This is a genomic window from Algibacter sp. L4_22, from assembly GCF_023473045.1.
Lineage (GTDB): Bacteria > Bacteroidota > Bacteroidia > Flavobacteriales > Flavobacteriaceae > Algibacter.
Map to the genome: position 1 here is coordinate 201,545 of NZ_JAMCOK010000001.1, position 15,765 is coordinate 217,309.

At 33.4% G+C, this 15,765-nt stretch carries 18 protein-coding genes and 1 riboswitch; of the genes, 5 read left to right on the plus strand and 13 right to left on the minus strand.

Annotated features, from left to right (window positions below; genetic code table 11):
• Positions 1–41: 41 nt before the first annotated feature.
• The 4 genes from M4I23_RS00850 to M4I23_RS00865 all read right to left on the minus strand — a co-directional run bounded on the left by M4I23_RS00850 (position 42) and on the right by M4I23_RS00865 (position 2,552).
• Positions 42–338 carry a Bor family protein gene (locus M4I23_RS00850; protein WP_249753122.1) on the minus strand — a complete coding sequence of 99 codons (297 nt, stop codon included), beginning with the start codon at positions 336–338 and terminating at the stop codon, positions 42–44.
• A 153-nt stretch (positions 339–491) separates the two neighbouring features.
• Positions 492–1,115 (minus strand): leucyl/phenylalanyl-tRNA--protein transferase, encoded by a 624-nt coding sequence (aat, locus tag M4I23_RS00855; RefSeq protein WP_249753123.1) that lies wholly within the window; start codon positions 1,113–1,115, stop codon positions 492–494.
• A 148-nt stretch (positions 1,116–1,263) separates the two neighbouring features.
• Positions 1,264–1,641 carry a DUF3127 domain-containing protein gene (locus tag M4I23_RS00860; RefSeq protein ID WP_158845948.1) on the minus strand — a complete coding sequence of 126 codons (378 nt, stop codon included), beginning with the start codon at positions 1,639–1,641 and terminating at the stop codon, positions 1,264–1,266.
• Between the two features lie 41 nt (positions 1,642–1,682).
• Positions 1,683–2,552, minus strand: a complete 870-nt coding sequence (locus M4I23_RS00865) for a flavin reductase family protein (RefSeq protein WP_249753124.1) — start codon at positions 2,550–2,552, stop codon at positions 1,683–1,685.
• A 120-nt stretch (positions 2,553–2,672) separates the two neighbouring features.
• Here M4I23_RS00865 and M4I23_RS00870 point away from each other — a divergent pair, with 120 nt between their 5' ends.
• The gene (locus tag M4I23_RS00870) at positions 2,673–3,839 is read left to right on the plus strand and encodes a HAMP domain-containing sensor histidine kinase (RefSeq protein ID WP_158845952.1); all 1,167 of its coding nucleotides are present in this window, start codon (positions 2,673–2,675) and stop codon (positions 3,837–3,839) included.
• Positions 3,823–4,194 (plus strand): hypothetical protein, encoded by a 372-nt coding sequence (locus M4I23_RS00875; protein WP_158845954.1) that lies wholly within the window; start codon positions 3,823–3,825, stop codon positions 4,192–4,194. The genes M4I23_RS00870 and M4I23_RS00875 overlap by 17 nt, the downstream gene beginning before the upstream one ends.
• Here the strand turns inward: M4I23_RS00875 and M4I23_RS00880 are convergent.
• The gene (locus tag M4I23_RS00880) at positions 4,178–4,567 is read right to left on the minus strand and encodes an HIT family protein (RefSeq protein WP_158845956.1); all 390 of its coding nucleotides are present in this window, start codon (positions 4,565–4,567) and stop codon (positions 4,178–4,180) included. The two genes, M4I23_RS00875 and M4I23_RS00880, sit on opposite strands and share 17 nt — an antisense overlap.
• Positions 4,568–4,623: 56 nt before the next feature.
• On the minus strand, positions 4,624–5,097 hold the full coding sequence (gene greA / locus M4I23_RS00885; RefSeq protein ID WP_158845958.1) for a transcription elongation factor GreA: 474 nt from the start codon (positions 5,095–5,097) through the stop codon (positions 4,624–4,626).
• A 170-nt stretch (positions 5,098–5,267) separates the two neighbouring features.
• Between greA and M4I23_RS00890 the strand changes: the two genes are divergently transcribed.
• On the plus strand, positions 5,268–5,696 hold the full coding sequence (locus M4I23_RS00890) for a hypothetical protein (protein WP_158845960.1): 429 nt from the start codon (positions 5,268–5,270) through the stop codon (positions 5,694–5,696).
• Positions 5,697–5,749: 53 nt separating this feature from the next.
• Here M4I23_RS00890 and M4I23_RS00895 read toward each other — a convergent pair whose 3' ends face one another.
• The 7 genes from M4I23_RS00895 to M4I23_RS00925 all read right to left on the minus strand — a co-directional run bounded on the left by M4I23_RS00895 (position 5,750) and on the right by M4I23_RS00925 (position 12,615).
• Positions 5,750–7,885: a TonB-dependent receptor gene (locus tag M4I23_RS00895; protein ID WP_249753125.1), complete on the minus strand. Its 2,136-nt coding sequence runs from the start codon at positions 7,883–7,885 to the stop codon at positions 5,750–5,752.
• A gap of 99 nt (positions 7,886–7,984) precedes the next feature.
• Positions 7,985–8,076: riboswitch (TPP riboswitch) on the minus strand.
• A gap of 55 nt (positions 8,077–8,131) precedes the next feature.
• Positions 8,132–8,539: an alternative ribosome rescue aminoacyl-tRNA hydrolase ArfB gene (gene arfB / locus M4I23_RS00900; RefSeq protein ID WP_158845964.1), complete on the minus strand. Its 408-nt coding sequence runs from the start codon at positions 8,537–8,539 to the stop codon at positions 8,132–8,134.
• Position 8,540: 1 nt separating this feature from the next.
• The gene (locus tag M4I23_RS00905; RefSeq protein ID WP_249753126.1) at positions 8,541–10,091 is read right to left on the minus strand and encodes a DUF4301 family protein; all 1,551 of its coding nucleotides are present in this window, start codon (positions 10,089–10,091) and stop codon (positions 8,541–8,543) included.
• Positions 10,092–10,095: 4 nt separating this feature from the next.
• Positions 10,096–10,659, minus strand: coding sequence for an AAA family ATPase (locus M4I23_RS00910; RefSeq protein ID WP_158845966.1), 564 nt, complete (start codon positions 10,657–10,659; stop codon positions 10,096–10,098).
• Positions 10,620–11,252 carry a nicotinamide riboside transporter PnuC gene (gene pnuC / locus M4I23_RS00915; RefSeq protein ID WP_158845968.1) on the minus strand — a complete coding sequence of 211 codons (633 nt, stop codon included), beginning with the start codon at positions 11,250–11,252 and terminating at the stop codon, positions 10,620–10,622. Before pnuC ends, M4I23_RS00910 begins: the two co-directional genes overlap by 40 nt.
• Positions 11,253–11,275: 23 nt before the next feature.
• A complete protein-coding gene (locus M4I23_RS00920; RefSeq protein WP_158845970.1) occupies positions 11,276–11,989 on the minus strand; it encodes a geranylgeranylglyceryl/heptaprenylglyceryl phosphate synthase in 714 nt (237 codons plus the stop codon).
• Positions 11,986–12,615, minus strand: a complete 630-nt coding sequence (locus tag M4I23_RS00925; RefSeq protein WP_249753127.1) for a 4'-phosphopantetheinyl transferase superfamily protein — start codon at positions 12,613–12,615, stop codon at positions 11,986–11,988. The genes M4I23_RS00920 and M4I23_RS00925 overlap by 4 nt, the downstream gene beginning before the upstream one ends.
• 131 nt (positions 12,616–12,746) lie before the next feature.
• Here M4I23_RS00925 and ahcY point away from each other — a divergent pair, with 131 nt between their 5' ends.
• Positions 12,747–14,063: an adenosylhomocysteinase gene (gene ahcY / locus M4I23_RS00930; RefSeq protein WP_249753128.1), complete on the plus strand. Its 1,317-nt coding sequence runs from the start codon at positions 12,747–12,749 to the stop codon at positions 14,061–14,063.
• A 389-nt stretch (positions 14,064–14,452) separates the two neighbouring features.
• Positions 14,453–15,748 carry a tyrosine--tRNA ligase gene (tyrS, locus tag M4I23_RS00935; protein ID WP_249753129.1) on the plus strand — a complete coding sequence of 432 codons (1,296 nt, stop codon included), beginning with the start codon at positions 14,453–14,455 and terminating at the stop codon, positions 15,746–15,748.
• Positions 15,749–15,765 lie beyond the last annotated feature (17 nt).

Below are 15,765 nucleotides of genomic sequence, written 5' to 3' on the forward strand. Positions count from 1 at the left end.
AGGTATTTACCCCCTGCCTTCCTAATAATAATTTTATTAAATTATTTAGTTACTGTAGTTGTAGTTGGTGTATATATACCAAAAGTTATAGCAGAAATTAAACCATTAACAAATGATTGTCTTGTGAATACAGTATAATCTGTTGCTCCACCAGCCATTTGTTTTGAATCTGAAACACCAACTGGTGCTAAACCACCGATTACATAATGGTTCCAGCTAGTTGTTTGGCTATTTCCTTTAGCTCCACTTCCAACAACACTTGTATAAGAATAACAAGATGTTAATAACATAGATGCAGCACATACTGCTACCATCATTTTCATTGATTTTTTAATCATTTTTTTTAATTTAAATTAATATTAAATAAATTCACTCAATTAGAGTCTCGTATAGATTTAGACTAAGGCGTTTTCAATAAAACAGTTGAAACGTATAAAATATCCGACGAAAATAAGAATAGTGGAGTTAATAACCAAAAAAATTCTTACTAATTATAAATATGATAGGAAAACCTGCCGATCAACCTCCTCCGCACCTAAACTTTCTAAATGATTGGTATAAACCTGGCAGTCAATAAGCTTGTAATTTGTATTTTGAATAAACGTAATAAAGCCAACTTTACTAGCATTACTTACTTTGGTAAACATACTTTCTCCACAAAATACACCGTTACCTAAATCAACTCCGTAAAGCCCAGCAACAAGCGTATCGTTTTGCCAAACTTCAACAGACTTAGCAAAGCCTTGTTCGTGTAGTTCCACATAGGCATCAATCATATGCTCCGTAATCCAAGTGCCGGCTTGACCATCTCGTTTCATTTTAGAACACTCGGTAATTACAGTTCTAAAGTCTTTATTTACAGTAACGACAAAATCAGAATTTCTTAAAACTTGCCGCATACTTTTAGAAACCTTAAGTTTCTCCGGAAATAAAACAAAACGCGGATCTGGAGACCACCATACGATAGGTTCGGCATCATCAAACCAAGGAAAAATACCCGATTTATAAGCAAGTATTAAGCGCTCTACAGATAAATCGCCACCAATAGCAAGCACACCTTCGGGAGACGCTTCCGAGACATCGGGAAATTGTATGTTTTCGTTTAAATAATACACTTAGCAACTGTTATAACATAGCGTTCCCTTTAAATAAATTTAACGAGACTCTATTAATTGTAAAAATAAAAAACCTCAACATTTTTTATAAAATATTGAGGTTTTTTTATAAAATCTCTACTCTCGTAGAAATACAAAATCATTTTTATTAGAAAGGTAAATCGTCGTGATCTTCTTCTTTTAAATCTCCTGCTGGTTCAAAAGCATCTGCAGGTGGTACAGCTGGCATACCTGCACTAGAACCTTCTGCTTGCACTGCTTCAATTCTCCAACCTTGAATTGAGTTAAAATATTTAGTTTCTCCTTGTGGATTAACCCATTCTCTACCACGTAAGTTAATGCTAATTTTAACTTGTTGGCCTTCTTTATAACTATTTAATAAATCTGTTTTATCTTGTACAAATTCCACCATAATGTGTTGTGGATATTGCTCTTCTGTTGTCACTACAATCTCTCTTTTTCTAAACCCATTTCCACCGAACGTTTGAGTTTCTCCAACCATTTTTACTCTTCCTTGAACTTCCATTTTATATATATATTAGTATTCGTAAATTTAAAATGCCTCTATTAAGACAGTAATATTCTCCAAGCATCTTCAACATTACCCAAACTTAAATAATATTGAGCAAGCTCATGCTTTTCATTGTGCGTTGCTGTTTTTATGCTCGGGTTATTCGATCCTAAACTGGCAACAAATGTTTCAACGCTTTCGGTTGTTGGTAAAGTTTCAACATTACCCAACATCCCTAAATCGTTCCCTGTTAGAACCATGCTGTTTTTAACATGATCAGGAAAATTATCAACTCCAACCCCTTTGGTTGCAACTGGTTTTGGTATTTCAAAAAAACCGTTTTTAGCACGACTATAAAAACTACCTCCAGCTCTAGCCACTAAATCAAGCTTTTCTTGATTTATGGTATCATCTTCATTTAAAACAGCATCATCAATATGCAATTTTACAACCTCACAAATCACCAAATTACCAGCACCACCTTCATCCCCTAACCTAATAACTTCATTTACCTTACACTCTATTTGTATAGGAGATTCGGCTACTCGAAACGGTTTCACAATATCAGATTTCAACATGGTTAACCCAACTTTATCAAATTCATTAACACCATCGGCATACTCTGTACTTGATAATGACATTTGATGTACTAAATCAAAATTAACCACATTAATTACCACCTCTTTCGTCGCTTCTACATTTAATAATGTATGCTTTTCCATATTATCTTTAACACGTCTAGCTGGCGAAAAAATTAATATTGGCGGCTTTGCGCTAAACACATTAAAAAAACTAAATGGTGATAAATTAGGATTCCCATCGGCATCCACAGTGCTTGCAAACGCTATTGGCCTAGGCGCTACGGCACTTAACAAATAGCTATGCAATTTACTTGTTGCAACACTTTTAGGGTCTATAGATACCATTAAGTTTTTAATTTGGACAAAGGTAACTATTCTCTTGTGGAACTAAAAACAGATTTACTAACAACTTTGAACAATAATATTAACAGATTTGCATTATATTACTTGACAATTAATTATAGCATGATTTTCACCAAATATAATGCCGCTTTCCGCTGGGTAATGATAGCCACATCATTTATCATTGTTTCCTTAATTTTATGGAATACCTACGAGTTTTTCCAGCATTTTAAAAAGGAAGAAAGTATAAAAATGGAAAATTGGTCGTTTGCCCAAACCGATTTTATAAACGATGAAACCAATGGAGATTTAGAACTCACACTTAAAATTTTAAGCAGCAACAAAACAACTCCAATGCTTGTTATTAATGAAGACGGCAGCTTAGGAAGTTACAACAATATTGATGAAACAAAAGTTACCGACTCCGTTTATGTTCAAAAGTTAATCGCAAAATTCAAGGAAGAAAACACACCAAAACACGTAAAAATGGGAGACACTATCGTTAGCACCATTTACTATGGCAATTCTCCTTTGCTTAATAAATTAAAGTATTACCCGCTGGCTTTATTGCTTATTATTTTTCTGTTTTCGGCCATGATTTACTTTTTTTATAGCAGCAATAAAAACGCGGTACAAAACAAGTTATGGTCGGGTATGGCAAAGGAAACCGCACACCAAATAGGTACGCCCCTATCCTCTTTAATTGGCTGGACCGAAATTTTAAAAATAGAAGAAGTAAACCCAGAATATATTGTAGAAATTGAAAAAGACATAGATAGACTAAAAACTATTACAGAACGTTTTAGCAAAATAGGTTCGTTGCCAACACTGGAGTCTGTCGATATTATAAAAGAAACTATAGAATCTTTCGATTACTTAAAATCAAGATCGTCCAAGTTAATTGAGTTTGAAATAAAAACACCCGTAGACCCAATTCCCGTAAAAATAAACAAACAACTTTATAGCTGGACGATTGAAAATCTTGTTAAAAATGCTATCGATGCCATGAAAGGACGAGGCAAACTAAAAATTGAAATTTCGCAATTAGAGCTACAAGTTAAAATAAGCATAACCGATACCGGAAAAGGGATTGCAAAAAAGGATTTTAATAAAGTTTTTGAGCCGGGTTACACCACAAAAAAACGTGGTTGGGGACTTGGATTGTCACTTACTAGACGTATTATTGAAGATTTCCACAACGGAAAAATAAAAGTATTACAATCGGAAAAAGGTATAGGTACTACGTTTTTAATAACTCTAAAACGCGACTCTCATGAAGAAACAAGATAAACTAATCACCATAAAAGAAGTTGCATTAAAAAACTATTGCCCAGAATGCTATAGTAATGGCGGCATGCAACTCACCTTTAAGCAGCGCTTTATTGAAACTACATTTTACAAGCGTATTACAAACGAGATTAAACATGTGCTTTTCTGTAAAACATGCGATTCTATAATTTATCCCGTACAATGGGATGAGCATATTGAGCGTGTTTTTGAATATCAAAAAAGAGCTTTTGTACCAAAAAAAACATCGCGACAATTTAAAAAGCCGGCTTATCTTATTTTTGCATTGATAGGTGTTGCTATTGTTGCAGTAATTGTTAGTCTTTTAATTTATAACAAGATTATAAATTTGCCTTAATAGCTTCGGCTAACGCAACAAACTCCTCGGTAGATAATTTTTGTTTCTGAATAAATCGTGCATCTTCCATAGACTGTAACGGTATTAAATGTACATGCGCATGCGGCACCTCTAAACCAATAACAGAAACACCAATACGTTTACACGGAACAGCCTTTTCAAGGGCTAATGCTACTGTTCTTGAAAAAGACATTAAACCATTATAAGTGGCTTCATCTAAATCAAAAATTTTGTCAACCTCCTGCTTAGGTACACAAAGCGTGTGGCCTTTTGCATTTGGATTAACATCTAAAAACGCTAAAAAATCGTCGGTTTCTGCTACTTTGTAACATGGAAGTTCTCCGTTTATAATTTTAGTAAAAATAGATGCCATAATTTGTGTGTTTTTTAAATGAGGGTTTCGCTTTCGCGGAAATAAAAAAAATAATTCTATCTAGAAATTTCAACTATATCGAATTTCATTACGCCGTTTGGCACTTGAATCTCGGCAACATCACCAACAGACTTACCTAATAAACCTTTTCCGATAGGAGAGTTTACCGATATTTTTCCGGTAGCCAAGTCTGCTTCACCATCTGCAACCAAAGTATAATTCATTTCCATACCATTGGTTTGATTTTTAATTTTCACTTTGCATAACACTAAAACTTTAGAATTATCTAATTGTGACTCATCAATAATACGAGCGCCAGCTAACGCATCTTCTAACTTAGAAATTCTCATTTCTAACATACCTTGCGCTTCTTTTGCTGCATCATATTCAGCATTTTCACTTAAATCGCCCTTATCTCTCGCTTCTGCAATGGCTCTAGATGCCTTTACACGCTCAACATCTTTCAATTGTTTAAGCTCGCCTCTTAATCTTTTTAGTCCTTCAGGTGTATAGTAAGATACTTTACTCATAACTTCATCGTTTACTTAATAAAAAAAGATTCCGAAATACAATTTAATAATAATTATTAAAGCATTCGGAACAAAAAAATCCCGTTCACACGAGATTCGAAAACAAATATACAAAATAATTAACTCAATTTGCTTTTTGTTGTAAATTGCAAATCAATTTCCCCTTAACTATGCGATTCATATTTCTTTTAATAGCTACCTTAGTTTTAACTTCTTGCAATGATAACTCGATAGATAATCCTAACTGCCAATTTCTCCTAGACTTAAGTATAAATGAAGTTGTTAACTTAAATTTACCACAATACAGCCAACTGCAATTTGCAGGAAACTCGGTGTATTTACCTAATGCTGGAAATGGCGGAATTATAGTAGCGAGTACTGGTGTAGATTATTATGCTTGGGATGCTGCAGACCCAAACCATATACCTAGCTCGTGCTCTATTTTAGTGAATTCTGGTTTAACCGCCACTTGCGGTTGCGATGATAAAAATGAATATAGCTTAGTAACAGGGCAAGCTTTAGGTGATAACGACTTACCTTGCACATTGTTATTTTACAGAGTTCAAGTAAACGGGAGTACGTTAATTATTTCAAATTAACACCTTTCTAAACCTCTAACAAGATTCAGAAAAGTGTCTAATCTATATTTTAATTAAAACTTTAATGTAGCTCCAACTAAAAAGTTAGAAGTTGCTTGCGGATAGTACCCTGAGTAATAACCTGTAGTTGTACCTGTTTGACTTCCAGAATCATCATAATCATAAGATCCGAAATAACCGTTAGACACATATTTTCTATTTAATATGTTGTTTGCTAATGCAGATAAAGTAATCGACTTAAATATTTTGTTAGTTTTAATAAGGTAGTTTATACTTATATCATTTACAAAATAATCGCTTAAAACAGAATCTTCATTATCAATATTCCCCATATACTGTTCGCCAACAAACTTACTTAAAAGTGATAATTGTAAATTTTCTATAGGTGAAAAATTAATAGCGTTCCCAATAACAACTTCTGGTGAAAACGAAATATTTGTACTTCCTAAATCGACAACCTCACCATTTATAGACGAATTGAAATTCTCGTTTTTATTAGTACTCAATGCAAAATTAGTGGCTATACTAAACATTTTGTTAAATCTAATATTAGCATCAACCTCCAAACCTAAGCGGTAACTTTTTCCACTAGTTGCTCTAATTGGGCTTCCAACATCATCCAATTGTCCTGTTAAAACTAATTGGTTTTTATAAAACATATAATATAAATTAGAATTTACACTCACTTTATTTTTATTAAAACGCCAGCCTAACTCAATATCTTTAAGTGTTTCGTTTTGAGTAACTCCTGCTTCAAAATCATCACGATTAGGTTCTCTATTCGCTATAGCAAACGAGGTGTAAAAACTACTAAACTCAGAATTTTTATAAGTTAAACCTACTTTAGGGTTAAAGAAACTAAAACTAGCATCTGCATTAAAATCAACTCTATCAGAATTTAATCCGCCTGTTTTATAATCTACAAAACGCCCTTGTAAATCAACGAAACCAATAAGTTGATCACTAAATCTAACGGTTGCCTTAGAGAATACACTAAAATCATTTTTAGTAGCATCACCATCGTAATAATGATCTCTAATATTTGCGTTTGCAGCTAAATCACTACCCCAAATAACTTCTCCAAAATGGTCACCATCATAAGAACTGTACGATAATCCGGTGATAACCTCAACCGCATTGTTCTTATAAGTAACATTAGCATTAACAACGTAGAAATTATTATCTAACCAACGACGCACAATAACATCCGAATCTTCTTCAATTAAATTATTAAAATCGGTAGCAGATTCTTCTGCTTTGTACTGCTCAAAATATCCTTTTCCTTTAGTATAGTTTAAACCTAAGTTTGTAGACCAGTTATTATCAAAACGCTCATTCCAATGTAATTGGTAGTGATCTTGCCAGTAATTATCGGTTTCATTATCATAAGTATATGGGTTTTGTCTACGATCTTCTTTAAGTTCATCTGCAGTTAAACCATACCATGCTTGGTAAGTTCGCTCTTCATTTCCAAAAGTTAAAGCTTTTATTAATGTGTTACCATCTTTATAAACACCTTGTAAAAAATAAGATTTTAAATCTGTAAAAGCACGATCTACATAGCCATCGGATTTTAATTTTGAAAAACGACCAGAAATTTCAAAATGATCATTCAGCAAACCTGTACTTAGTTTCACGGTATGCTTTCGTGTACCAAAACTTCCAAAACTATTTGAAATTTCACCTGAAGCTTCATCAGAATACGCATCGGTTAAAAGATTTAAACTCGCTCCAAAAGCACCAGAACCGTTAGTAGATGTACCAACACCACGTTGCAACTGTAAACTCTCTGTAGATGATGCAAAATCTCCTAAATTCACAAAAAATGATCCTTGACTTTCAGGATCATTATAAGGAATCCCATTAATAGTAACATTTACACGTGTTCCATCGGTTCCCCGTACACGAATACTGGTATAACCTACTCCAGCACCAGCATCACTTGTAGTAACTACAGATGGTAAAAAATTAAGAAGAGTAGGAATATCCTGTCCTAAATTACGTTTTGCAAGTTGTTCTTTAGAAAGATTAGAGTGTGTAATTGGCGAATCGGCATTTACACGCACTGCTTTTACTAAAACCTCATCGAGAGTTTCTATTTTAGTAGAATCTGTTTGTACTGGGTTTTGTTGTGCATTTGCACAGACTGATAACACAAGAAGTGTTAAAAAAAGAAAAATGTTTTTCATTACGATTATATTTATAATCGAATAAAAAGAGGTGATTATTCTTTAAAATTAATTAATTTTCGAAATGCTTAGACAAGCTTAGCATAACTATTCGCACCATTTGCATGATGTTACATTTCCTAAACAGCATTACCTGTTCTAGGTTCAATGGGTATGATCTCAGCCGATATTAGGCACCCCTTTTTTGAGAACGTTGCAAAAGTAAATAACAATTTAGAATTAACAATAAGAATAAAACAATTCTTTTCAATCTATATTTGGCTTACGCCTATTTACTTTTTTATCAGAAAGGTTCTTTTTGTTTTTTAATCGTTTTCTAATAACCGATTTTGGAATTTTTGTTGCAATTCGCCTTTTCGGAATTACAAGCGACGATTTTATTAACGTTAAAAAACGTTTTATAATAAGCTCTTTATTTTTATGCTGACTTCTACTCTCTCCGCATTGCATTAAAAGCACGTCGTTCTTGGTTAAACGGTGTTTCAACTTTATTAACAAACGTGCTTTTCGAGGTTCGGAAAACACTAAAGAATTTACCAAATCGAAGCTCAGTTCAATTTTTGAAGATACTTTGTTTACATGCTGTCCGCCCGCACCCGAACTTCTCACCGCTTTAAATTGTAACTCTTGAATTAACGCTGCTTCATTAAACATATTACCCTTGATGTTCCGGCTTTAAAAGATCATTAACCGTTTTTACCGGACTAAAAGTATTCAATGGCACTTCAACAAAAACAGTAATCCAATCGGCCATACTACCATTCCATAAACCGGGAAGTTCTAACGCTTGAATATCGGTTCCATTTTGTGTTTTCATAGTGATAAAAGCAGCTTCGGGATCAACATAATTTAATAAATTAAACTTTTCACCTTTATAGTTTTTAACACCACAAACTAGATCTGTTGGGTTAAAATGAGTTGCATTCTTAACAATTTCAGCTTGCGCTTTATTATCTATATCAATTTGAGCAAACTCAACAATTTGTAAAGAAACATCTCCGTTTTTGTCCTTAACCCAAAACGGACCACCACCAGGCTCACCAACATTTTCAACCATACCGCAAACACGAATAGGTTTATTTAATTTATTTTTCAAGTAATTTTTCTTGTCTTCGGAAGCCATATCGTCAAATTCATCACCAATAGAGATATTCATTTTGGTTGTAATAAACTGAGCTATTTTCAACATTTCTGCTTCTGAAACCCCTACTTCATCTAATTGATTTAAGAAATTAAATGCACGCTCTTGAGCTTCAACTAAAACACCTCCAAGCATTTTTTTATACTCCGAAACACCTTTATTATCATCGAAAACAACAATGTTATCAATGTTTTTTATAAAAACAATATCGTGATCTAAGTCGTTTAAATTCTCGATTAAAGCACCATGACCCGCTGGGCGAAACAAAATAGATCCATCTTCTTTTCTGTAAATTTCATTATCAGTAGTTAAAGCTAATGTTTCCGTTTCTTCTTTTTGATATGAAAAAGAAATATTAAAAACTGTATTTGTTTTTTCCTCTAAAGCCGATTTAATTTTATCCAATTCAGCATTAAAATATTTATGATGTTTTTCCGAAACTGTAAAATGAAGATTTGCTTTATTATTTGAAGATGCATATAAAGTAGATTCTAACAAATGCTCTCTAAAAGCAGTTACTTCAACATTGTTATACTTATGAAATGGTAATAATCCTTTTGGAAAAAAACTATAATTTAAAGCATCTTCATCGAGCATCGTTTTTACAAATGCTGTACAAGCTTCACCTTCATTTAAACTATCAAAATTAGGATTTATAGATTTTGCTTTTATTAAAACGTCATTATAAAATGGAAGTTTTTCTAAGCCAGAAATAAATATTTCTATTAATTTATCATTCTTATTTTCAATGTATTCTTCAATAGATTCTTTGTTCGCATCAAAGTTTTTAAGAAACTGAAAAAGGAACTTAAACATTCTAGTTGCCGCACCGGAAGCTGGTACAAATCTCACCATATCAAGGCTATTTTGTTTCGCTTCAAACCCTTTTATATAATTCTGAATTTCAGCATCATTATAACTTTCAATGCCTTTTCCTATATTTCCAGCAGCAATTAAATTAGAATACGTCATCCCATTTTTTATACGAGAAACCTGCGCTTCAACTTGATTTAAAGTTATTCCCTTATTTTTAATTTGTTGAATATCTTGTTCAGAAAACATCATTTGTTTATTTAATTAAAAGGTTATCTATATATTTAATAGCTGTTTCAAGACGAGTTTTCATATCACCTTTCAACAACACATAGGGTCGTTTGTTCTTTACTAATTCATCTTCAAAAGCTTTAAACATAGCTTCTCTTCGTTCTGGCTTGTCACGCAAATCATCTGCTTCCCAAGGCGTGTCAATATAAGTCAAAAAATACAAATCGTAAGTATTCTCTAACGCGTATTTTTCAAGATCCGGATCACAACTACCTAAGTAATATGCTTCCGAATACACTTTGGTTTCTAACAAATCTGTATCGCAAATTAATACGGTATCCGTCTTTTTAGCCAAATCGTTTTCCAACTTCATTTGGCCTCTAGCAATAGGCAACAAATCTGCTATTTCGCATGTTTTACGCTCGTTATTCCATTTATCTTGCAAATAATCGCGTGCAAATTCTGGAACCCAAACCGAGTTATAGTATCTAGCTAATTGTCTCGACAAGGTTGTTTTCCCTGTCGATTCTGGACCAAATAAAACTACTTTTACACAGTTTGAAGGCTCTTGCTTATATTGTTTTTCCATGCTAAATAGCCAAATATGGCAATAAATGTAAATACTAAATACTGAAAACTTGTAAATGTAAATCCTTTATAGAAATACAATGGCACTGAAATTATATCTCCCACAATCCAAAATAACCAATTTTCAATTTTTCGTTTAGCCATAAGCCACATACCCACAAAAAATATCGCTGTTGTAAGCGTATCAACATACGCCATCCAACTCGTCCATTTCCCAAAAGCATTGTAAACTAAATAAACAAATACTAAAGTGGCTAAAAATATAGTTAAACTAAGTTTTTTCTCGTTAAACGTGGTTTTAGAAATAGGTGTAACGTCACTTTCGTCTACTTTACGTGTCCAAATATACCAACCATAAACGCTCATAATAAAATAATATGCATTTATCATCATATCTCCTAAAAGCTCCCATTTCAAGAGCAAATAAACAAAGATTAACGTACTTATCATACCCGTTGGAAACACCCAAATTTTATTTTGTTTTGAATACCAAACAGAGAACAAACCAAAAATAATGGCTACAACCTCAAGCGCGATATCAATAGTTTCATACCCAGAATATTGTTTGAATAAAAATTCGAAAATAGCGTTCATAAAAATTATTATCGTGCTTTAATTTATTTCTTTAATGCATTAAAGAACAATTCATCTTCTTCAAAAGCTGTACCAATAACTACTAAATCGGCACCCGATTGATATGCTTTTTCCAATTGTTCTAAATTTCGAATACCACCACCAACTATTAACGGGATTTCTATTTCCTTTTTTACTTTTGAAATAATAGTTTCCGAAACAGGAAAATCTGCCCCACTTCCGGCTTCTAAATATATTAGTTTCATACCTAACAACTCACCTGCTTTCGCGGTATCGATAATGTTTTGGGTATTTTTATCAGGCATTGGCAACGTTTCAGTAACCTGCTGCACTGCCGTTTCCTTTCCGCTTTCAACTAAAATATAACCCGTTGAAATAATTTCTAATTTCGTGTCTCTTAATTTTGAAACTGCTTCCACATGTTTACCTATTAAATATTCCGGATTTCTCCCAGAAATTAAAGATAAGAACAAAATAGCATCTGCTTTTTTAGTAATTTGAGTAACATCACCCGGGAATAAAACTACGGGTAATTTGGTGTGTTTCTTTATTTCTTTGACTAAAACATTAGTAACAAAATCATCAACTATACTTCCGCCTACAAAAATATGTGTAGCTATAGATGTGTTTATTTTTTCAATAAAAGCACCTGTTTTTTCAACTAAAAATTTATCAGGATCTATTAAAACCGCAAGTTGCCTTTTACCGCCTTGTATGTTAGAATAAATATTTATCATTCTCCAATAGCAAAAGCACAAACAAATCCTTCAAACTCAAAAAAGTGAACTAAATATCGGTGTTTTTTTTCTTTATAATCAATCCAAGCAATTGTTTCTTCATCTTGCAATTCAAAAGGAATCACCAAAAAACATTGTTTAAAACTCGTACCGGGCGTTGCGAAAAGTTTGTATAAGGATTCTTTTACACACCAAACAGTGGTTAGTTTTTTAATATAATCAACAGCTATTTTATCTAAGTAATCTTCCTCATAGTCAATAAATTTATGAGCAATCACCGTGATTTTATCACGTTGCTTTTCAATATCAATCCCAATAATATGGCTACTAATAATTACCGCCGAAAAATTAAAAGAATGTGTTATAGAAATTTCTTTACCATCCTTTAAATGTGGTTTACCATTGTCATCATAAAATAAATCGGCATCCTCATATCCAAATTCTGCAAGTAAGTGGCGTACACTTAAAAACCCACGTTGGTGCAATGTACTCTTCATTCCCAACACCCTTTTTAAGGTCTCTGGTTTTAAAGTAATTGAATTCATTAAATCATCAAAAGACTCTGTAATCTTCCAGATTTTAACAACAGTTTGTGAATTTGGCGTAATGGTTTTGTAAAGTGGCATTTAATATTCTAAATGTTATTGATTATCTTTGCACAATCTTAAACAAATTGTACGATTCTCACGAGCGAATTTAACGATTTTAACACGAATCTCAATCCTGTTTAAGTTATTAAATAAAAAAGAACATTGATATGAGCACAAAAACAATTCCTTACGTAGCTAGCAAAGTTAAAGATCTTTCTCTTGCAGCTTGGGGACGAAAAGAAATAGAATTAGCCGAAGCAGAAATGCCAGGTTTAATGAGTCTTCGTGAAGAATACGGTAACTCGCAACCACTTAAAGGTGCGCGTATTGCTGGTTGTTTACACATGACGATACAAACTGCGGTTTTAATCGAAACTTTACAAGCATTAGGTGCCGAGGTAACTTGGAGTTCTTGTAATATTTTCTCAACTCAAGATCAGGCAGCAGCAGCAATTGCAGCAGCAGGAACAGCAGTTTACGCATGGAAAGGATTAACAGAAGAAGAATTTGATTGGTGTATAGAGCAAACGCTTTTCTTTGGAGAAGACAGAAAACCATTAAACATGATTCTTGATGACGGTGGCGATTTAACTAACATGGTTTTAGATAAATACCCAGAATTAGCAGCAGGAATTAACGGACTTTCAGAAGAAACAACTACAGGTGTTCACCGTCTTTACGAGCGTGTAAAAAACGGAACATTACCAATGCCTGCTATTAACGTAAACGATTCTGTAACAAAATCTAAATTCGATAATAAATACGGATGTAAAGAATCTGCAGTAGATGCAATTCGTCGTGCAACCGATATTATGCTTGCCGGTAAACGTGTAACTGTTTGTGGTTACGGTGATGTTGGTAAAGGTACAGCCGCTTCTTTTAAAGGTGCTGGATCTATTGTAACAGTAACAGAAATCGACCCAATTTGTGCGCTTCAAGCGGCAATGGACGGTTTTGAAGTTAAGAGACTAGAAACTGTTGTTGGAAATTCAGATATTATTATCACAACTACAGGAAATAAAGATATTATCCAAGGGCGTCATTTCGAAGCCATGAAAGATAAAGTTATAGTATGTAACATTGGCCACTTCGATAACGAAATCGATATGGCTTGGTTAAACAAAAACCACGGAAATACAAAAGATACTATTAAACCACAGGTAGATAAATATAATATTAACGGAAACGATATTATTCTTCTTGCAGAAGGACGTTTAGTAAACTTAGGTTGCGCAACAGGACACCCAAGTTTTGTAATGTCTAACTCGTTTACAAACCAAACTTTAGCGCAAATCGAACTTTGGACAAACGCAAAAGCATACGGAAACGATGTATATATGTTACCAAAACACTTAGACGAAAAAGTAGCAAAATTACACTTAGCAAAAATTGGCGTAGAGCTTACTGAGCTTCGTGAAGAGCAAGCCACTTACATTGGTGTAACTGTAGACGGACCATACAAACCAGAACATTACAGATACTAAAAAACGAAAGTTTTTTTATGCTGAACTTATTTCAGTATTTCAATTATAAATCAAATCCCAAGCAGTTACTGTTTGGGATTTTTTATTTCAACCTGTTTTTTGGCAATTTTATTTTGGTCGAAAAGCCCAAAATAAACTGGGCTTTCCGCTATATCTTTTTATAAAGCTCCACAGAACTTCATTCAAAACCTCATCATTTCAAAAAAGTTTCAGTAAAAAAACGAAAACTAAGTTCATTTTAAAGCTTTACAAAAAGGATGCCGCTGCAATCCCTATCGCGAAATTACCGTCCCGAAACGGCAAATCTATTCGCAAAGAATTTCATTTAAAACCTCACAAATTCTACACGTATTTTTATATTTGCCAAAGATTACTAAATACAATTAATAATGATAAAGAATTTTGTTGAAGAACTGACTTGGAGAGGCATGATACAAGATAGTATGCCAGGAACGGAAGAGCACTTATTAGAAGCCATGCGTAAGGCGTATGTAGGCATTGACCCTACAGCAGACTCCTTACATATTGGACATCTTGTTGGTGTTATGGGATTAAAACATTTTCAATTATCAGGGCATAAACCCGTAGCTTTAGTTGGTGGCGCTACCGGAATGATTGGTGATCCTTCTGGAAAATCTGCCGAGCGTAATTTACTTACCGAAGATATTCTGCTACACAACCAAAATGCTATAAAAGAACAGTTATCTCGTTTTTTAGACTTTGATAGCGATGCCGAAAATGCAGCTATTATCGTAAATAATTACGATTGGATGAAAGAGTTTTCATTCCTAGAATTTATTAGAGACGTTGGTAAACACATTACCGTAAATTACATGATGGCGAAAGATTCTGTAAAGAAACGTCTATCTTCAGAATCTTCTGTAGGTATGAGTTTTACAGAATTCACGTACCAATTGGTTCAAGGTTACGATTTTTTACATTTATATAGAGAAAAAGAATGTACCCTTCAAATGGGCGGAAGCGACCAATGGGGAAATATTACAACAGGAACCGAATTAATTCGTCGTGTAGATTCTGGAAAAGGTTACGCATTAACTTGGCCATTAATTACAAAAGCCGATGGTACTAAATTTGGTAAAACCGAAGGTGGAAATATTTGGTTAGACAGCGAAAGAACATCGCCTTACAAGTTCTACCAATACTGGTTAAACACCAGTGATGTTGATGCTGAAAAATACATTAAAATTTTCACATTCATTACAAAAGAAGAGATTGAATCTTTAATTAAAGAACATCAAGAAGCACCGCACTTACGTGTATTACAAAAACGATTGGCTGAAGAAATCACAACCATGGTACATTCTAAAGACGATTTAGACAACGCCATAAAAGCAAGTAACATTCTATTCGGAAAATCTACTAGTGATGATTTAAAAGGCTTAAACGAACAAACCTTTTTAGATGTTTTTGATGGTGTTCCATTAACTGAAATATCTCAAGCCGATATCGATAACGGTTTAGATATTATTGCTGCATTAGCAGAAAAAGGTGGGTTTTTAAAATCGAACGGTGAAGCCCGTCGTGCTTTAAAAGAAAACTCTATTTCTGTAAATAAAGAAAAAGTAAAAGATGATTACTCGATTACAACTGCCGATTTAATCAACAATAGATTTGTACTCCTTCAACGTGGAAAAAAGAACTATTTTGTATTACGTGTGGTGTAACTGAATAACAGATTACA

What these genes read in the sequence shown, in the direction of transcription:
- M4I23_RS00875 (WP_158845954.1), top strand. Translation starts at nt 3,823, where the DNA reads ATGAAGAAACAAGATAAACTAATCACCATAAAAGAAGTTGCATTAAAA.
- M4I23_RS00910 (WP_158845966.1), bottom strand. Translation starts at nt 10,659, where the DNA reads ATGGAAAAACAATATAAGCAAGAGCCTTCAAACTGTGTAAAAGTAGTT.
- M4I23_RS00925 (WP_249753127.1), bottom strand. Translation starts at nt 12,615, where the DNA reads ATGCCACTTTACAAAACCATTACGCCAAATTCACAAACTGTTGTTAAA.
- M4I23_RS00850 (WP_249753122.1), bottom strand. Translation starts at nt 338, where the DNA reads ATGATTAAAAAATCAATGAAAATGATGGTAGCAGTATGTGCTGCATCT.
- M4I23_RS00860 (WP_158845948.1), bottom strand. Translation starts at nt 1,641, where the DNA reads ATGGAAGTTCAAGGAAGAGTAAAAATGGTTGGAGAAACTCAAACGTTC.
- arfB (WP_158845964.1), bottom strand. Translation starts at nt 8,539, where the DNA reads ATGTTTAATGAAGCAGCGTTAATTCAAGAGTTACAATTTAAAGCGGTG.
- tyrS (WP_249753129.1), top strand. Translation starts at nt 14,453, where the DNA reads ATGATAAAGAATTTTGTTGAAGAACTGACTTGGAGAGGCATGATACAA.
- M4I23_RS00895 (WP_249753125.1), bottom strand. Translation starts at nt 7,885, where the DNA reads ATGAAAAACATTTTTCTTTTTTTAACACTTCTTGTGTTATCAGTCTGT.
- greA (WP_158845958.1), bottom strand. Translation starts at nt 5,097, where the DNA reads ATGAGTAAAGTATCTTACTATACACCTGAAGGACTAAAAAGATTAAGA.
- ahcY (WP_249753128.1), top strand. Translation starts at nt 12,747, where the DNA reads ATGAGCACAAAAACAATTCCTTACGTAGCTAGCAAAGTTAAAGATCTT.
- M4I23_RS00920 (WP_158845970.1), bottom strand. Translation starts at nt 11,989, where the DNA reads ATGATAAATATTTATTCTAACATACAAGGCGGTAAAAGGCAACTTGCG.
- M4I23_RS00905 (WP_249753126.1), bottom strand. Translation starts at nt 10,091, where the DNA reads ATGATGTTTTCTGAACAAGATATTCAACAAATTAAAAATAAGGGAATA.
- M4I23_RS00870 (WP_158845952.1), top strand. Translation starts at nt 2,673, where the DNA reads ATGATTTTCACCAAATATAATGCCGCTTTCCGCTGGGTAATGATAGCC.
- M4I23_RS00890 (WP_158845960.1), top strand. Translation starts at nt 5,268, where the DNA reads ATGCGATTCATATTTCTTTTAATAGCTACCTTAGTTTTAACTTCTTGC.
- pnuC (WP_158845968.1), bottom strand. Translation starts at nt 11,252, where the DNA reads ATGAACGCTATTTTCGAATTTTTATTCAAACAATATTCTGGGTATGAA.
- M4I23_RS00880 (WP_158845956.1), bottom strand. Translation starts at nt 4,567, where the DNA reads ATGGCATCTATTTTTACTAAAATTATAAACGGAGAACTTCCATGTTAC.
- M4I23_RS00865 (WP_249753124.1), bottom strand. Translation starts at nt 2,552, where the DNA reads ATGGTATCTATAGACCCTAAAAGTGTTGCAACAAGTAAATTGCATAGC.